Genomic DNA, 14,129 nt, shown 5'->3' on the forward strand with positions numbered 1-14,129 from the left:
TTATAAAAAACGTTCCGGCGAAAAACACCAGCCCCGTGCGCAGTATGGAAATGGATGGTCTGATATGAATATACAAATTTATGGGAAGTCGAAATGCTTTGATACAAAAAAGGCTGAGCGGTATTTTAAAGAACGCGGCGTCAAATTCCAAAGCATCGACCTGCCGCGTTACGGCATGAGCCGCGGCGAACTGGATAGTGTGCGCCGCGCGGTCGGTGGGCTAAAGCCGCTGATCGACGAGAAATCAAAGGATTACGACCGCTCGTATGTCGCCTATCTGGCCAGCGAGGAGGCGGTGATCGAAAAGCTGCTCGAGCTGCCGTCCGTACTCAAGACACCGATTGTGCGAAATGGCCGTCAGGCCACGGTCGGGTACTGTCCCGAGATATGGAAAACCTGGGAATAGACATGGCTAAAAGCGGCCGGCATATTCCAGGCGATGAGGGAGGAGTATGATGGCGGATAAATTCAGCGCGCTTCAGGTGGCGCATGATTTCATCGCGCGGCATGTAAAGCCCGGGGACTTCTGCATCGACGCGACCGCGGGCCGTGGACACGATACGGCTTTTCTCTGTTCGCTTGTCGGCGAGTCGGGGCGCGTGCTTGCTTTTGATATTCAGCAGGAGGCGATTGACAGCACAACCGAACTGCTGCATACGCGCGGCTTTGCGGGAATTGGACGCGCCGTGCTCGACAGCCATGCCAATATGGCCGCGTATGCTGCGCCGGAATCGGTGAGCTGCATCACGTTTAATTTTGGATGGCTGCCCGGCGGCGATCATACGATCAATACGCGCGCCGAAAGCAGCATTGCCGCAATTACAGCGGGCCTTGGGCTCTTAAAGCCGCGCGGCGTCATGAGTTTATGCATCTACTATGGACGCGATACGGGCTTTGCCGAGCGCGACGCGCTGATGGAATATTTTAAAACAATCAACCATCGCGCTTTTACCGTTATTACGGCGCAGTTTGCCAACCGGCCGAATTGCCCGCCGATTCCGGTTATGATTATAAAGGATTCATAAACTTACCGTCCAGGCTGCCGGGCGGTCAGTCTCATTTTAATTCAATTGCCCCTTGCCTCTTACATTGTGTCATAGTGTATACTTGCGTTGCGCGCAAAGATTTAAGAAGGAAAGGGGCGGCTTTGTATGTTCAGGATCGGCAAATTTTCCCGTCTGGCGATGATCAGTATCCGTATGCTGCGCCATTACGATAAGCTTGGCCTGCTGCGTCCGGGGTATATCGACCCTGATTCGGGATACCGCTATTATGAGGCGGCACAGCTTTGTACAGCCGGACGTATCCGCGCCTTGCGGGCGCTGGGTTTTGGCCTGGCGGAAACGTCCGAAATTCTGACCCGGTATGGCGACGCGGACAGCCTGCGGCGCTATCTGATGCAGAGCCTTTCCCGCACGCAGGCGCAGGCGCGGGCGCTCGAGGCCCGCGCCGTGCTGCTTGCATCGGCCATCGAACAGGTGGGAAAGGACGAAACGTTTATGAATTATCCGGTTGAATGCAAGAAATTTTCTGTCAGAAAGGCGTACTGCCTGCGGGATATCATCCCGCGTTATGAGGATGAAGGGATTCTTTGGCGGCGTTTGGGCGAACAGGTCCCGGACGGGACATATCAGGCTGTATCGGTATATTTCGACGAGGGCTACCGCGAGTCGGATGTCGATGTACAGGTATGCATGGTTTCGGACGCGGCTGACCCGTCCCATCCGCTTTACCGTGAGCTTGCGGCGGTTGAAGCGGCGTCGACAATGGTGCATGGCCGCCATGATCAGACCTCAGCCGCCTGTGCGGCGCTCGGCGCATGGATCGAAGCGAACGGCCGCCAGATCGGCGGCTGCATGTTCTCAATCTATCATGTCAGCCCTGCGATGGATCAAAATCCTGACAATTGGGTGACGGAAGTCTGCTTCCCTCTCCAGCTCCGGCTTTTTTGAAACTTACCTTTTTTGAAAAAAAGGTAAGCCAAAAAACTTTCCGGCCTTTTTGAAAAAAGGCCTCGGCGAAAAACTTTAATCGGCTGCGCCGCGAACAGTGGGGCGGGTTCCGGTATTTTTACAGGCTGTGCCGCGAACAGCGGGGCGGGTTTCAGATTTTTACGGGCTGCGCCGCGAACAGCGGGGCGGGTTCCGGTATTTTTACAGGCTGCGCCGCAAACAGCGGGACAGGCTCTGCATAATCGGATTTTACGCCGCGTCGATCAAAGGTTTTCGCCCGCCTTTTTTAAAAGGCGGCGGGTGAAGGCGGGAGCCAAAGCTCCTTGCGGGCTTTGGCTCCCGCCGAGGGCAGCGCCCTTTTCTCCGGGCCGCAGCCCTCATAAAAGCGCGGCCCGCAGGCCGCAAGAGCCTGTTCAGAGGCAGAGCCTGGCCCCAGCAAAAGCCATGACAGACGCCGCGTGGCTGGCGTGGCTTTTGCTGGCGCCAGCTTTCCCTCTTTTTTGAAAAAAGCCTCGACAAAAAACTTTCGTCGGCTGTGCCGCGAACAGTGGGGCGGGTTCCGGATTTTTACAGGCTGCGCTGCTGACAGAGAGACATCTGCCGCGGATAAATGAGCGGCGCGCCGGCGGCTCCGGGCAGGCTGAAAGCATATGAGCAGGCAAAAAAGATCAGCTCCATGCCGGTTGGGTATGGGGCTGATCTGAATTTTTTAAAAAAGGGGTGCCCTTATGACGTTTGACGAAAGCGTTTACGCGGCTGTCCGGCTGATTCCGCGCGGCTGCGTGGCCACCTATGGCCAGATCGCCCTGCTGTGCGGCAATCCGCGCGCCTCGCGCGCGGTTGGCTGGGCTTTGCGGCGCAACCCTGCGCCGGGAACGGAGATTCCGTGCCATCGTGTCGTCAACCGCGAAGGCCGGCTTGCGCCGGCATTTGCGTTCGGCGGCCCGCAGGCGCAGCGCGACCTACTCGAGGCGGAGGGCGTCCCGTTTTTTGCGGACGGCCGTGTCGACCTGAATCGGTGCGTATGGTACGGCCCGAAGGAAAGCGGACCTGTTTAAGCCTCAGAGCACGGTCTGCCCGTTGATGACCAGGCGGAATTTAAGCCCCAGTCGTTCGGCCGCCTTGCGGCAGAGCAGCATACGGTCAAGGAAGATTTCGAAATAGTCCATGACGGAGGAAAGCTCCGTATCGATGTAGATTTGGAGCCTGATCGATTTTTTGTCGTCGGAGATTGCCGTCGACGATTCCTCGACAGCGTAGTTGACACGGTCATGGATGTCAAAGGTTGCCATATCGCGGTTACGCACGCGTGTGCGGCGCACATCCGTCTTGTCCGCCAGAATCAGCGCGGCGGCCACGGCGTCCACCGCCACGGCCGTGCCTTCATCGTGGTTGCCGATCGCGCTGATAATAGTGGCGATGTCCTCGGCGTCCGCGCCCATATTGTCCAATAGGCGAAACGCCATGACGGCGCCGCTTTGCGCGTGATCGACGCGGTTGATCACATTGCCGATATCATGCAGATAGCCCGCGATCTGCGCCAGTTCGGCGGTGTGCTCCGGATATCCGAGCGTCAGCAGGATATCGCGCGCCTGCCGCGCCACCTTGCCGACATGAGCGAAACTGTGCTCTGTGAAACCAAGCACCCGCAGCGCGTCGTCGGCCTTGCGTATGTAGGTTTTAATCTGTTCGTTTTCAAAGATCTGCTCAAAGGTAATCATCAGCCTGTCTCCATTTCATTCATCTGTTCCTATTTATTGTATCCCTGCTGCCTGTAAAAAACAATCATCCGCCGCTATCTTTATAAACTTTTTACAATGGGGCCGCCGAAACAGCCCGCCGGGTCCGGTTCCCCAGAAAAAGGTTGTGTTATCCGGAAAATCGTACTATAATAAAATGTATCTTTTGAGTATACGATAGGGAAGTGTTTTCATAATGGGGTACAGTTTCAAAAATGATTACAGCGAGGGCGCGCATCCGCGGGTGCTTGAGGCGCTCACGCGTACAAACGCTGAACAGACCGACGGCTACGGCACAGACGATTACTGCGCGCGCGCCCGCGAGCGGGTGCGGACGCTCTGTAACGCGCCCGAAGCCGCCGTGCATTTTCTTGTGGGAGGCACCCAGGCGAATATGACCGTGATCGCTGCGTCGCTCCGTCCGCACCAGGCGGTGCTGGCCGCACATACGGGCCATATCTGCGTGCATGAAACAGGCGCGATTGAAGCCACGGGACACAAGGCGATCGGCCTGGCTTCACTTGACGGACGCCTGTCTCCAAAGGTGGCGGCCGAGGCGTTTGCCGCGCATCCTGACGAGCATATGGTTCAGCCGAAGATGGTTTACATATCGGATACGACCGAGATCGGCACAACATATACGCTCAGGCAGCTTGAGGAGCTTTCCGCTTTTTGCCGTGCCAACGGGCTTTGGCTGTATTTGGACGGCGCGCGTTTGGCGATGGCGCTGGCCGATGGGCACAGCGGTGTGACGCTGCCGGATCTGGCGCGGCTGTGCGATGTGTTTACAATCGGCGGGACAAAATGCGGCGCTCTGTTCGGCGAGGCGGTTGTCATCACAAATGACGCTCTGAAACCGGATTTTCGCTATCACATCAAGCAGCGCGGCGGCATGCTGGCAAAAGGGCGCCTGCTTGGCCTCCAGTTTGAGGCGCTATTGGCGGACAATCTGTATACAGAGATTGGCGCGCATGCCAACGCGTTGGGCCGCCGCCTGCGCGACCTGTTCACGGAAAACGACTATCCCATGATGAGCGATTCTTTGACAAACCAGCAGTTTGTTGTGCTGCCCGACCGGCTGATTGAGGCGCTTCAGGCTGCGGATTACAGGTTTGAGCTTCAGATGCGCGTCGATGAAACGCATTGTGCAATGCGTTTTGTCACGTCCTGGGCGACGCCGGAAACGGCCGTCGAGCGGTTTGCCGACGATTTTCTGCGTCTGGCGCGCCAGATTGGCGCGTGAACGACGGAGCCGGGCCGCGCGCGCTGCGCGGCGGCCCGCTGGCGAACCTGCTTGCGGTGTGCGCCGTCTTTTTGTGGGGGACGGCGTTTCCGGCGGTCAAGCGCGGGTACGCGCTGTTTTTGCTCGCGCCGGACGATATGGCCGGGCGCATGGTCTTCGCGGGGGAGCGGTTTGTGCTCGCAGGGGCGCTGACGCTTGTCTGCGCGGCTGTGTTTACGGGGCGGCCGCCGTCGCTCCCGCGCGGCCGGTGGGGCGGCGTGGCGCTGCTCGCGCTTGTGCAGACAACGCTGCAATACCTGTTCTTTTACGCCGGCATGGCGCATACCACTGGCACGAAAGGCGCGATTATTGATTCGAGCGCCGCGTTTATCGGCGTGATCCTGGCGCATTTTTTGTGCGCCGGCGAGCGGATGACCGCACGCCGCGCCGCAGGCTGTGTCATTGGATTTCTGGGCGTTGTGCTCGTAAACCTCGGCGCGGACGGTGTGGGCGGCTTTTCGTGGCGCGGCGATGGGCTGATGCTGTTGGCTGCGGCTTCGTTCGCGTTCGGCGGCGTCATCAGCGGCCGTGCGGCGCGCGGCCTGGACCCGGCGGCCGTCACCGGCTGGCAGCTGCTCGGCGGCGGCGCGCTTTTGCTGGCGGGTGGTGCTGCGATGGGCGGGCGCGCAGTCCCGCCATCTGGGGCGGCATGGCTGCTGCTCGGATATCTCGCAATACTGTCGGCTGTGGCGTTCACAATCTGGACGCTTTTGCTCAAATACAACCCGGTCGCTAAAATCAGCATCTACAATTCGCTGACGCCGGTGTTCGGCGCGCTGTGCTCGGCGGTTGTGCTCGGCGAACGGTTTTTCAGCATAAAAAACCTGGCGGCGCTGGCGCTCGTCTGCGGCGGCGTTTATCTGGTCAACTGCGTCCCGGACGGGACGGGAAGGGGGAAAACGGAGCGTGTATGATCTTTTGATCAGCGGCGGCACGGTCGTCGATGGCAGCGGCAGCGCGGCCATGCTGGCCGATGTGGCGGTCCTGGACGGTAAAATCGCGGCGGTCGCGCCGCATATTGAGGGCGGCGCGGCGCGCCTGATCGACGCTGCGGGACGGCTTGTGACGCCGGGGTTTATCGACATTCACCGCCATGCCGATATGCGGCTGTTCTCCCCGGACTTTGGAGAAGCTGAATTGCGTCAGGGCTTGACGACGATCGTCAACGGCAACTGCGGGCTGTCGGCCGCGCCGTGCCCGGCCGCGCGGCGCGATGAAATCCATCGGTTTTTGCAGCCGGTGATCGGCGATATAAACGCGCCCGCGCCGTTTGAAACGTTTGCGGACTATCTGGCGCTTGTGCGCCAAACGCCGCTGCCGCTCAATGTCGGGATGCTGGTGGGAAACGGGACGGTGCGCGCCGCGGTACGCGGCTATGCGCCGGGCGTCCTGACGCCGGGCGAGCTTGCCGCGGCGCGCGGCCTGCTGGAGGACGCGCTTTCCGCCGGCGCGCTCGGCGTGTCGATGGGCATCGTCTACGCGCCTGAATACTGCTACGACGCCGGCGGCTTTGCACAGGTGCTCGCGCCCGTGCGCGGGAGCGGCGTGCCGCTGGTCACGCATGTGCGTGGCGAGGGCGACACGTTTCATCAGTCGCTTGACGAGGTGATCGATGTCGCAAGGCGGCTCGGAGCGCCGCTGCACGTCAGCCATTTCAAATGCATCGGGCGGCGCAATTGGGGGCATGGCATGGCACGTGCGCTAAAAATCCTTGATGAGGCGCGTGAAAGCAGCCTGTGCGTCGACTGTGACGTATATCCGTATACAGCCGGCTCGACGCAGCTTTTGCAGATTTTGCCGCCCTGGTTTCTCGATGGCGGCGCGCCCGCGATCGCGCGCCGCCTGCGCGATCCGGCGCAGGTCGACGCGCTGCGGGAGATTTTTGCAAAGCCTTCCGACCGGTTTGAAAACCTTGTGAATCTGGTTGGCTGGGAGAACATCCGCTGTACCACGTTTACACAGCCGGAGAACCAGGCGTATACCGGCATGAGCGTGGCGGAGATCGCAGCGGCGCGCGGCGAGGACCCGTGCGCCTGCGCCTGCCGCCTGCTTGCCAGTGAGGACTGCCGGGTTTCGATGATCGATTTCATCACCTTTGAGGAGGATATCCGCACGGTGCTGCGGTATCCGTACAGCAATGTGATTTCCGACGCGGTCTATCCGTCCGGCGGGACGCCGCATCCGCGGCTGTACGCGGCGTTCCCAAAGGTGCTGATTGATTATGTGCGCAGGGAGCCGGTGCTCACACTGGAGCAGGCTGTCCACAAGATGACCGCCCGCCCTGCCTCGGTGCTCGGGCTGCGCGGCAAGGGCCTGCTCCGGGAGGGATACGACGCTGATATCAATGTATTTGAACTTGGGTGTCTGGCAGCGGACGCCTCGTATGAGAACCCGGTTGTGTTTGCGCGCGGCTTTGATTACGTATTTGTTGGCGGTGCGGCGGCCGTGGAGCACGACCGGATGACCGGCGCGCGCGCCGGCCGGGTGGTGACGCGGTGAGCGCGCCGAAGGCGCGGGAGCCGCGGCGGCCTGAGCCGCCGCGTATGCCGGCGCTGTCCCCGGCGCCGCCCGGCGCGCTGCGCGGGCTTTGGGCGCACGGGGCGCCGGCCGAGGGGCTGCTGATCACGCAGGCGGCCGATTTGCCGGATGGACAGCCTGACTGCGAATGTACGGGATGCGTCCTGGAGGGCGTTTCGCTTGACGCTTTAGCGCTGCCGGAGGCCTGCTTTGCCGACACGGCGCTGCGCCGGTGCGGCTTTGCGGACGCGCGCCTAGAAAAAGGCGCGTTTACGCGCGTGCGGTTCGAGGGCGCGCGCTTTTCCGGCGCGTCGCTGGCCAAGTCGTTTTTTACGGACGTGTCGTTTATACGCTGCGATTTGTCAAACGCCGATTTGCGCAGCTGCTCCATGACGCGCGTTTCATTTGAGGACTGCCGCCTGACTGGCGCGGACTTTGGAGAAGCGGCGTTTACGGACGCGCTGTTCAGCGGGTGCGCCTGCGGCTATGCGCAGTTTTCGCGCGCGCAGCTTCGGGATACGCGCTTTGAACGGTGCGACTGTGACTGCGCCGCGTTTCATGAGACGCGGTGGCGCACCCTGACGTTTGAAGCGTGCTCGCTCATGGCTGCGGAGCTGTTTAAAACGCCGCTTGAGGGGATGGATTTGACAACCTGTCAAATTGACGGCCTGATCGTCGACCCGCCGAGCCTGCGTGGCGCGGTTGTCACCGCCGAACAGGCGTGCGGCCTGGCGAAGCTGCTGGGCTTGATTATCCGCTGAACAGAAGAACCGGGCGCTTTGGCGGACGGGACCCGGACACAGATCCCAGGGAGGAGATAGCATGGAGGAATTGATTTTATCGCTGCGCGACGTTCACAAGACCTTTGGAACGACCGAGGCGCTGACCGGCGTGAGCCTCGACGTACAGGCGGGCGAATTTTTGACGCTGCTCGGGCCGTCCGGCTGCGGCAAAACGACGACGCTGCGCATCATTGCGGGGCTTGAGGCGCCCGACGGCGGCCGCGTGCTGCTCCAGGGCAGCGACGTGACCGACTGGGAGCCGAACCGGCGCAATGTCAACACAGTGTTTCAAAGCTACGCGCTGTTCCCGCATATGAATGTCGCGCGCAACATTGGATATGGCCTGCGGCTGAAAAAGACGCCAAGGGATGAAATCCGCAGGCGCGTCGACGAGATGCTTTCGCTTGTGCAATTGCCGGGCTATGGCGCGCGGATGCCGTCGCAGCTTTCAGGCGGGCAGCGCCAGCGCGTGGCCATTGCGCGCGCGATTGTCAACGATCCGGCCGTGCTGCTGCTCGACGAGCCGCTCGGCGCGCTCGATCTGCAGCTGCGCCGCCAGATGCAGACGGAGCTGAAGACGCTTCAGAAAAATTTGGGTATCACATTTATCTATATTACGCACGACCAGGAGGAAGCCCTCAATATGAGCGACCGCATCGGCATCATGAACGAGGGGCGCATCCTCCAGCTTGGCACGCCGGATGATATCTATGAGCGCCCGCAGACGCGTTTCGCCGCGGAATTTATCGGGCAGAGCAATATTTTTACCGCGGCCATCACCGGCCGCGACGAGACAGGCGCGCTGACGCTGGCGTTCGCCGGCGGCGTAATCAAAGCGGCCGGCGACGGCGCGCCGGGCGAGCGCGTGACGCTCTCCGTGCGCACCGAACGTATCCGCTTCGGCGAGGAGAGCCGCTACGGCTTCGATTTGACGGGCGTCGTACAGGCGCACAGCTATACAGGCGGAATGCTGCGCACAACACTGCGCCTGGCTGACGGGCAGGAATTGACTGTCAGCGGCATGGGCGGCGGAGGCGACCGGGCCGAGGTGGGCGAAACGGTGCGCATCCATTGGAAGCCGGCTTGTGCCGTGATCGTGGAAAGGGGCGGTCATCCATGAACAAAAGATGCCGGTTCCCGCTGGCGGCTGCGCCGTTTATCCTTTGGACGGCGGTATTTGTGGCGGTGCCGCTGATCTATATCCTGTGCATGAGCTTTATGCGCCGCGCCGACACCTGGGGCGTTGAGGCGGCGTTTACGCTGGAGAGCTATCAAAAACTGCTCGACCCGAATTACTTAAGCGTCTTTGGACGCAGTCTGTGGCTGGCTGTGCTGACAACGCTGCTGACGCTTTTGATCGGCTATCCATTCGCTTATTTTACCGCCGGGCTGCCGCCGAAAAAACGGTCGCTTGCGCTGATGCTTGTGATCGTGCCGTTTTGGACGAATTCGCTTGTGCGTATTTACGGCTGGATGATCCTGCTGCGTGGACAGGGCGTTGTCAATTCGCTTCTGGCTGCACTCGGGCTGATTGACGCTCCGCTCAAGCTATTGTATAATTTTGGTGCGGTGCTGGTTGGCATGGTGTATGCGCTGATTCCGTTTATGATCCTTTCGGTTTACAACGCGGTGGCCAAGCTGGATCCCGCGCTCATTGAGGCGGCGCGCGACCTCGGCGCGGGCCGCTGGCGCGCGTTCTGGACGATCACCGTCCCGATGACGCGTGCGGGCATCATGGCCGGCTGCGTGCTGGTCTTTATCCCATCGATCGGGTTGTTTTTCATTTCCGACCTGCTCGGCGGCTCCAAAACCATGCTGCTTGGCAACCTGATCCGCGACGAGCTGCTCACCGCGCGCAACTGGCCGCTTGGCGCCGCGCTGTCCGTTGTGATGATGGCGGCGACCCTGCTTGTAATCGGCGGTTACCGCCGCCTGTCCGGCGAAAAAAGTCTGGAGGGGATCGTGTGAAAAAGCGTTCAAGGTTCCCCGGGATTTACGTCGTGCTGATTCTGCTGCTGCTGTACCTGCCGATCGCGGTTGTCATCGCTTATTCGTTTAACGATACAAAGCTGTTTCATTGGGCGGGCTTTACATTTTCCTGGTATGGAAAGCTGTTCCGCAACCGCACGCTCATCAACGCGTTCTTGAACAGTCTGGAGCTTGCGCTGGTCAGCAGCGCGTCGGCCGCAGTGCTTGGCACGCTTGGGGCGGTGGGATTGTCCGGCCGCCATTTCAAGGCGCGCGGCGCGCTTGAAAACCTCTCCATGATCCCGATCATGGTGCCGGAGATTATCCTCGGCATGGCGTATCTGTCGTTTTTTACGTTTGTGCGTCTGCCCGCCGGTATGCTCACGTTGGTGCTTGCGCATACGACCTTCTGCGTCCCATACATCTTTATCAACGTCAAGGCGCGCCTGTCGGCGCTCGACCCGTCGATCGGGGAGGCCGCGCGCGATTTGGGCGCGTCGGCGCAGCGCGCCTTTTTCGACATCACGCTGCCGCTGATCGCGCCCGCGATCCTGTCGGGCGCGCTGCTCGCCTTTGCCATGAGCATGGACGATGTGGTGATCAGCTTCTTTGTCACGGGTGCGCAGACAAGCACGCTTCCGCTTGAGATCTACTCAATGCTGCGCATGGGCGTCACCCCTGAAATCAACGCCCTGTGCACCGTCCTGCTCGGCGCCGTCTTTCTCCTCGTCGCACTCTCCGGCCTTCTTAAAAAGAGCTCCCGTTCCCGCTTTTTTGAAAAAAAGCTTGGCAAAAAACTTTAGTCGGCTGCGCCGCGAACAGTGGGGCGGGCGCTGCGTTTATGCAGGCTGCACCTGCCCCAGGGTTGGGTCCATGGGATAGGGGCGGCCCGCCCCTGCCCCGTGAGGCGCGCTGAGGGGCGCTGACGCGGATTTTGCTCCCCTGGCCTTTCCTGGGACAGACAATGTATAAAAACCGGCCGCGCCGCCGCTGCGAATGAAAGATCATTGCGCGTGAAATATAGGAACAGTTCGGCGGCTGGATACGGTTGACAATATGCAATAAAACAGAAGGAGAGAAGAAATGAAAAAGGCAAAACGAATTCTGGCGCTGCTGATGGCGGCGGTATTGGCCTTAGGGCTGGCGGCATGTGGCAAAAAGGCTGACGAGAAGGTCCTCAATATCTTCACCTGGGCCACATATTTTCCGGACGATGTGCTCGCCGAATTTACGGAGCAGACGGGTATCAAGATCAATTACAGCGTGTTCCAGTCGAATGAGGAAATGCTCATGAAAATCCAGCAGGGCGGAGATTACGACCTGGTGCTGGCCAGCGACTATATCATTGATATTGCGCGCAGCCAGGATTTGCTGATGAAGCTGGATAAATCGAAGATCCCCAATTTTAAAAATATCAACCCGGCTTTCCAAGGCAAGTTCTATGATGAAAACAACGAATATACCGTCCCATATTCAGCGGGCATTCCGCTGATCATCTACAATCCCGAGCTGGTCGGCGGTTTGGCGATCACCGGTTATGAGGATCTGTGGAATCCTGCGCTCGCCGACTCGGTTGTTGTGATGGACGACGCGCGCAATGTCATCGGCATCACGCTGAAAACGATGGGCAAGAGCTTTAACGAGACGGACCCGGCCGTACTCGACGAGGCCAAGGAAAAGCTTCTGACCCTGCGCCCAAATATTCGTGCGCTTGATTACAACACGCCGTATAACCTGATGTTAAGCGGAGAGACGTCTGTCGGTTATATGTTTACGTCGCAGGTGCTGACAGTCCTCAACGAGAACCCAAATTTTGAGGTCGTGTTCCCCAAGGAAGGGCTTGGCTTTGGCATCGATTCCTGTTTCATTCCGGCCAAAGCGCCGCACGCCGACAATGCGCACGCGTTTTTAGACTTTATTCTTGACGGCGAACGCTCGGCGCATATCACCGACCAGATTTACTATATCAGTTGTAATTCCGCCGCGACGCCGTATCTGTCCAATCAGGCGCTCGTCATCCCGGACGAGGCGATCTCCGGCGCTGAATTTATCATGGATGTCGGCGGGACAGCCGATCTTTATAACGACATCTGGACCGAATTTAAGCAGAACTAATCACATTTCGCAGAAAAGGCGTCCCCTGTGGGGGATGCCTTTTTTACGCGGCGGAATGAATTGCAACAAATGGAAAATGATTGCATTCGATTGTGCATCAGATACAATATGGCAATGAAAAATTTGTTAAAATTATAAGAACCTTTTGTCTACTAAAACGGTGTTTTTGTAAGAAATGAATGAGTTTCCTGTGAAAATGCCTAGACGTGGTCCTGTGAATCTGATATAATTATAACAATTACGTTGACCGCGCGCGGCCGCGCCGCGCGCAACCAGACTTGAAGGAGGTTTTCAATCGAATGGCGAACACCAAAACCGTGGTCCCGTTCACCGGCACGGCGGAGCAGGAGGCGAAGCTTTGCGAGGTGATCGCGGCTCACAAGGGGCAGAAAGGCGCATTGATGCCCGTGTTGCAGGGCGCGCAGGAAATCTACGGCTATCTGCCCATCGAGGTGCAGAAGATGATTTCCAACGGGCTCGATATCCCGCTGGAGGAGATTTACGGCGTCGCGACGTTTTATTCGCAGTTTACGCTTAACCCCAAGGGGCAATACAAAATTTCCGTCTGCCTGGGCACCGCCTGCTACGTCAAGGGTGCGGGCGATATCTTTAACCGCTTGCAGGAAAAGCTCGGCATCGAAAGCGGTATGTGCACGCCGGACGGCAAGTTCAGCCTGGACGCCTGCCGCTGTATCGGCGCCTGCGGGCTGGCCCCGGTTATGACGATCAATGACGAGGTCTACGGCCGTTTGACTGTGGACGATGTTGACACAATCCTCGCGAAGTACAGGTGAGCTTTGATGCAGGAATTGTCGTTGAATGTGCTGGATATCGCTCAGAACTCGGTGCGCGCCAGCGCCCGGTTGATTGAGATTATGGTTGATGAACAGCCCGGAAGCGATACCATGACGATCACAGTAGCCGACGACGGCTGCGGCATGACGCCCGAACAGGCCACGCATGTGACGGACCCGTTTTTTACAACGCGCACGACACGCAGGGTGGGGCTTGGCGTGCCGTTTCTGAAGATGGCGGCCGAGATGACAGGCGGCGGTCTGACAATTGAAACGGCCCCAGGATGTGGTACAACGGTGCGCGCCGTTTTTGGCCTGACACATATCGACCGTATGCCGCTGGGGGATATCGCCGCGACAATCTGCTCGCTCATCCAATGCAACCCGGAGATCGACTTTACATATACGTATCGCCGCGGCGAGTCCTCGTTTACGGCGGACACGCGCGAATTTTGCGCGGTGCTCGGCGACGTGCCGCTTTCCAATCCGGAGGTGGTCGCGTTTATCGGTTCGTTCATCCGGGAGAACACGCAGGAAATTACGGCGCAGGCGCAGTAGGCGCCGCGCTATGCGAACGGGAGGAAACGCTATTTATGAAAAGCTTGGCGGAGCTTCAGGCTCTCAGGGATAAGGTGAAAAGCAATATGGGTATCCGCGCCGACGACAGCGGCAATACGCGCGTCGTGGTCGGCATGGCCACCTGTGGCATCGCCGCCGGCGCGCGTCCGGTGCTCGCCGCCTTTACGGACGAGGTCGCGCGGCGCGGCGTCTCCAATGTGACAATCGCGCAGACAGGCTGCATCGGAATCTGTCAGTACGAGCCGGTCGTCGAGGTATTCGAGCCTGGCAGGGAAAAGGTTACATACGTCAAAATGACGCCGGAAAAGGCTGCGCGTGTTGTCGCCGAACATCTGATCAACGGCAAGCCTGTGGCGGAATATACCATCGGCGCGATGAATCAATAAAAAAGGAGGATCTGC

At 59.3% G+C, this 14,129-nt stretch carries 16 protein-coding genes; 15 read left to right on the forward strand and 1 reads right to left on the reverse strand.

Going from position 1 to position 14,129, the window contains the following annotated elements; translation table 11 throughout:
- The first annotated feature begins 64 nt into the window (after window positions 1-64).
- From FMM72_RS14440 to FMM72_RS14455, 4 genes are all read left to right on the forward strand, one after another.
- A complete protein-coding gene (locus FMM72_RS14440) occupies window positions 65-406 on the forward strand; it encodes an arsenate reductase family protein (protein ID WP_160210619.1) in 342 nt (113 codons plus the stop codon).
- A gap of 46 nt (window positions 407-452) precedes the next feature.
- Window positions 453-1,025: a tRNA (mnm(5)s(2)U34)-methyltransferase gene (locus FMM72_RS14445; RefSeq protein ID WP_160210618.1), complete on the forward strand. Its 573-nt coding sequence runs from the start codon at window positions 453-455 to the stop codon at window positions 1,023-1,025.
- Window positions 1,026-1,151: 126 nt separating this feature from the next.
- On the forward strand, window positions 1,152-1,952 hold the full coding sequence (locus FMM72_RS14450) for a MerR family transcriptional regulator (RefSeq protein WP_160210617.1): 801 nt from the start codon (window positions 1,152-1,154) through the stop codon (window positions 1,950-1,952).
- Between the two features lie 728 nt (window positions 1,953-2,680).
- Entirely contained in the window at window positions 2,681-3,010 is a 330-nt protein-coding gene (locus FMM72_RS14455; protein ID WP_162221834.1) for an MGMT family protein, read from the forward strand.
- A gap of 3 nt (window positions 3,011-3,013) precedes the next feature.
- Here the strand turns inward: FMM72_RS14455 and FMM72_RS14460 are convergent, their stop codons facing one another.
- Window positions 3,014-3,673, reverse strand: a complete 660-nt coding sequence (locus tag FMM72_RS14460) for an HD domain-containing protein (protein WP_180322938.1) — start codon at window positions 3,671-3,673, stop codon at window positions 3,014-3,016.
- A 214-nt stretch (window positions 3,674-3,887) separates the two neighbouring features.
- On the opposite strand from FMM72_RS14460, the gene FMM72_RS14465 reads away from it, so the two are divergent.
- From FMM72_RS14465 to FMM72_RS14515, 11 genes are all read left to right on the forward strand, one after another.
- A complete protein-coding gene (locus tag FMM72_RS14465; protein ID WP_162221835.1) occupies window positions 3,888-4,934 on the forward strand; it encodes a threonine aldolase family protein in 1,047 nt (348 codons plus the stop codon).
- On the forward strand, window positions 4,931-5,887 hold the full coding sequence (locus FMM72_RS14470) for an EamA family transporter (RefSeq protein WP_162221836.1): 957 nt from the start codon (window positions 4,931-4,933) through the stop codon (window positions 5,885-5,887). Before FMM72_RS14465 ends, FMM72_RS14470 begins: the two co-directional genes overlap by 4 nt.
- Window positions 5,880-7,472, forward strand: coding sequence for an amidohydrolase family protein (locus FMM72_RS14475; RefSeq protein WP_162221837.1), 1,593 nt, complete (start codon window positions 5,880-5,882; stop codon window positions 7,470-7,472). The genes FMM72_RS14470 and FMM72_RS14475 overlap by 8 nt, the downstream gene beginning before the upstream one ends.
- Window positions 7,469-8,251: a pentapeptide repeat-containing protein gene (locus FMM72_RS14480; protein WP_162221838.1), complete on the forward strand. Its 783-nt coding sequence runs from the start codon at window positions 7,469-7,471 to the stop codon at window positions 8,249-8,251. Before FMM72_RS14475 ends, FMM72_RS14480 begins: the two co-directional genes overlap by 4 nt.
- A gap of 61 nt (window positions 8,252-8,312) precedes the next feature.
- Window positions 8,313-9,392: an ABC transporter ATP-binding protein gene (locus FMM72_RS14485; RefSeq protein WP_160210610.1), complete on the forward strand. Its 1,080-nt coding sequence runs from the start codon at window positions 8,313-8,315 to the stop codon at window positions 9,390-9,392.
- On the forward strand, window positions 9,389-10,240 hold the full coding sequence (locus tag FMM72_RS14490; RefSeq protein ID WP_160210609.1) for an ABC transporter permease: 852 nt from the start codon (window positions 9,389-9,391) through the stop codon (window positions 10,238-10,240). Before FMM72_RS14485 ends, FMM72_RS14490 begins: the two co-directional genes overlap by 4 nt.
- Entirely contained in the window at window positions 10,237-11,043 is an 807-nt protein-coding gene (locus FMM72_RS14495) for an ABC transporter permease (protein WP_160210608.1), read from the forward strand. The genes FMM72_RS14490 and FMM72_RS14495 overlap by 4 nt, the downstream gene beginning before the upstream one ends.
- A gap of 280 nt (window positions 11,044-11,323) precedes the next feature.
- Window positions 11,324-12,355 (forward strand): polyamine ABC transporter substrate-binding protein, encoded by a 1,032-nt coding sequence (locus FMM72_RS14500; RefSeq protein ID WP_160210607.1) that lies wholly within the window; start codon window positions 11,324-11,326, stop codon window positions 12,353-12,355.
- Window positions 12,356-12,654: 299 nt separating this feature from the next.
- The gene (locus FMM72_RS14505; protein ID WP_160210606.1) at window positions 12,655-13,149 is read left to right on the forward strand and encodes a complex I 24 kDa subunit family protein; all 495 of its coding nucleotides are present in this window, start codon (window positions 12,655-12,657) and stop codon (window positions 13,147-13,149) included.
- 6 nt (window positions 13,150-13,155) lie between these two features.
- On the forward strand, window positions 13,156-13,707 hold the full coding sequence (locus FMM72_RS14510; protein WP_431603342.1) for an ATP-binding protein: 552 nt from the start codon (window positions 13,156-13,158) through the stop codon (window positions 13,705-13,707).
- A 35-nt stretch (window positions 13,708-13,742) separates the two neighbouring features.
- Complete coding sequence (locus tag FMM72_RS14515; protein ID WP_006876822.1) at window positions 13,743-14,114, forward strand: (2Fe-2S) ferredoxin domain-containing protein; 372 nt, start codon at window positions 13,743-13,745, stop codon at window positions 14,112-14,114.
- Window positions 14,115-14,129: the final 15 nt, after the last annotated feature.

Origin of the sequence: Anaerotruncus colihominis (genome assembly GCF_010206195.1) — a bacterium.
GTDB lineage: Bacteria > Bacillota > Clostridia > Oscillospirales > Ruminococcaceae > Anaerotruncus > Anaerotruncus colihominis_A.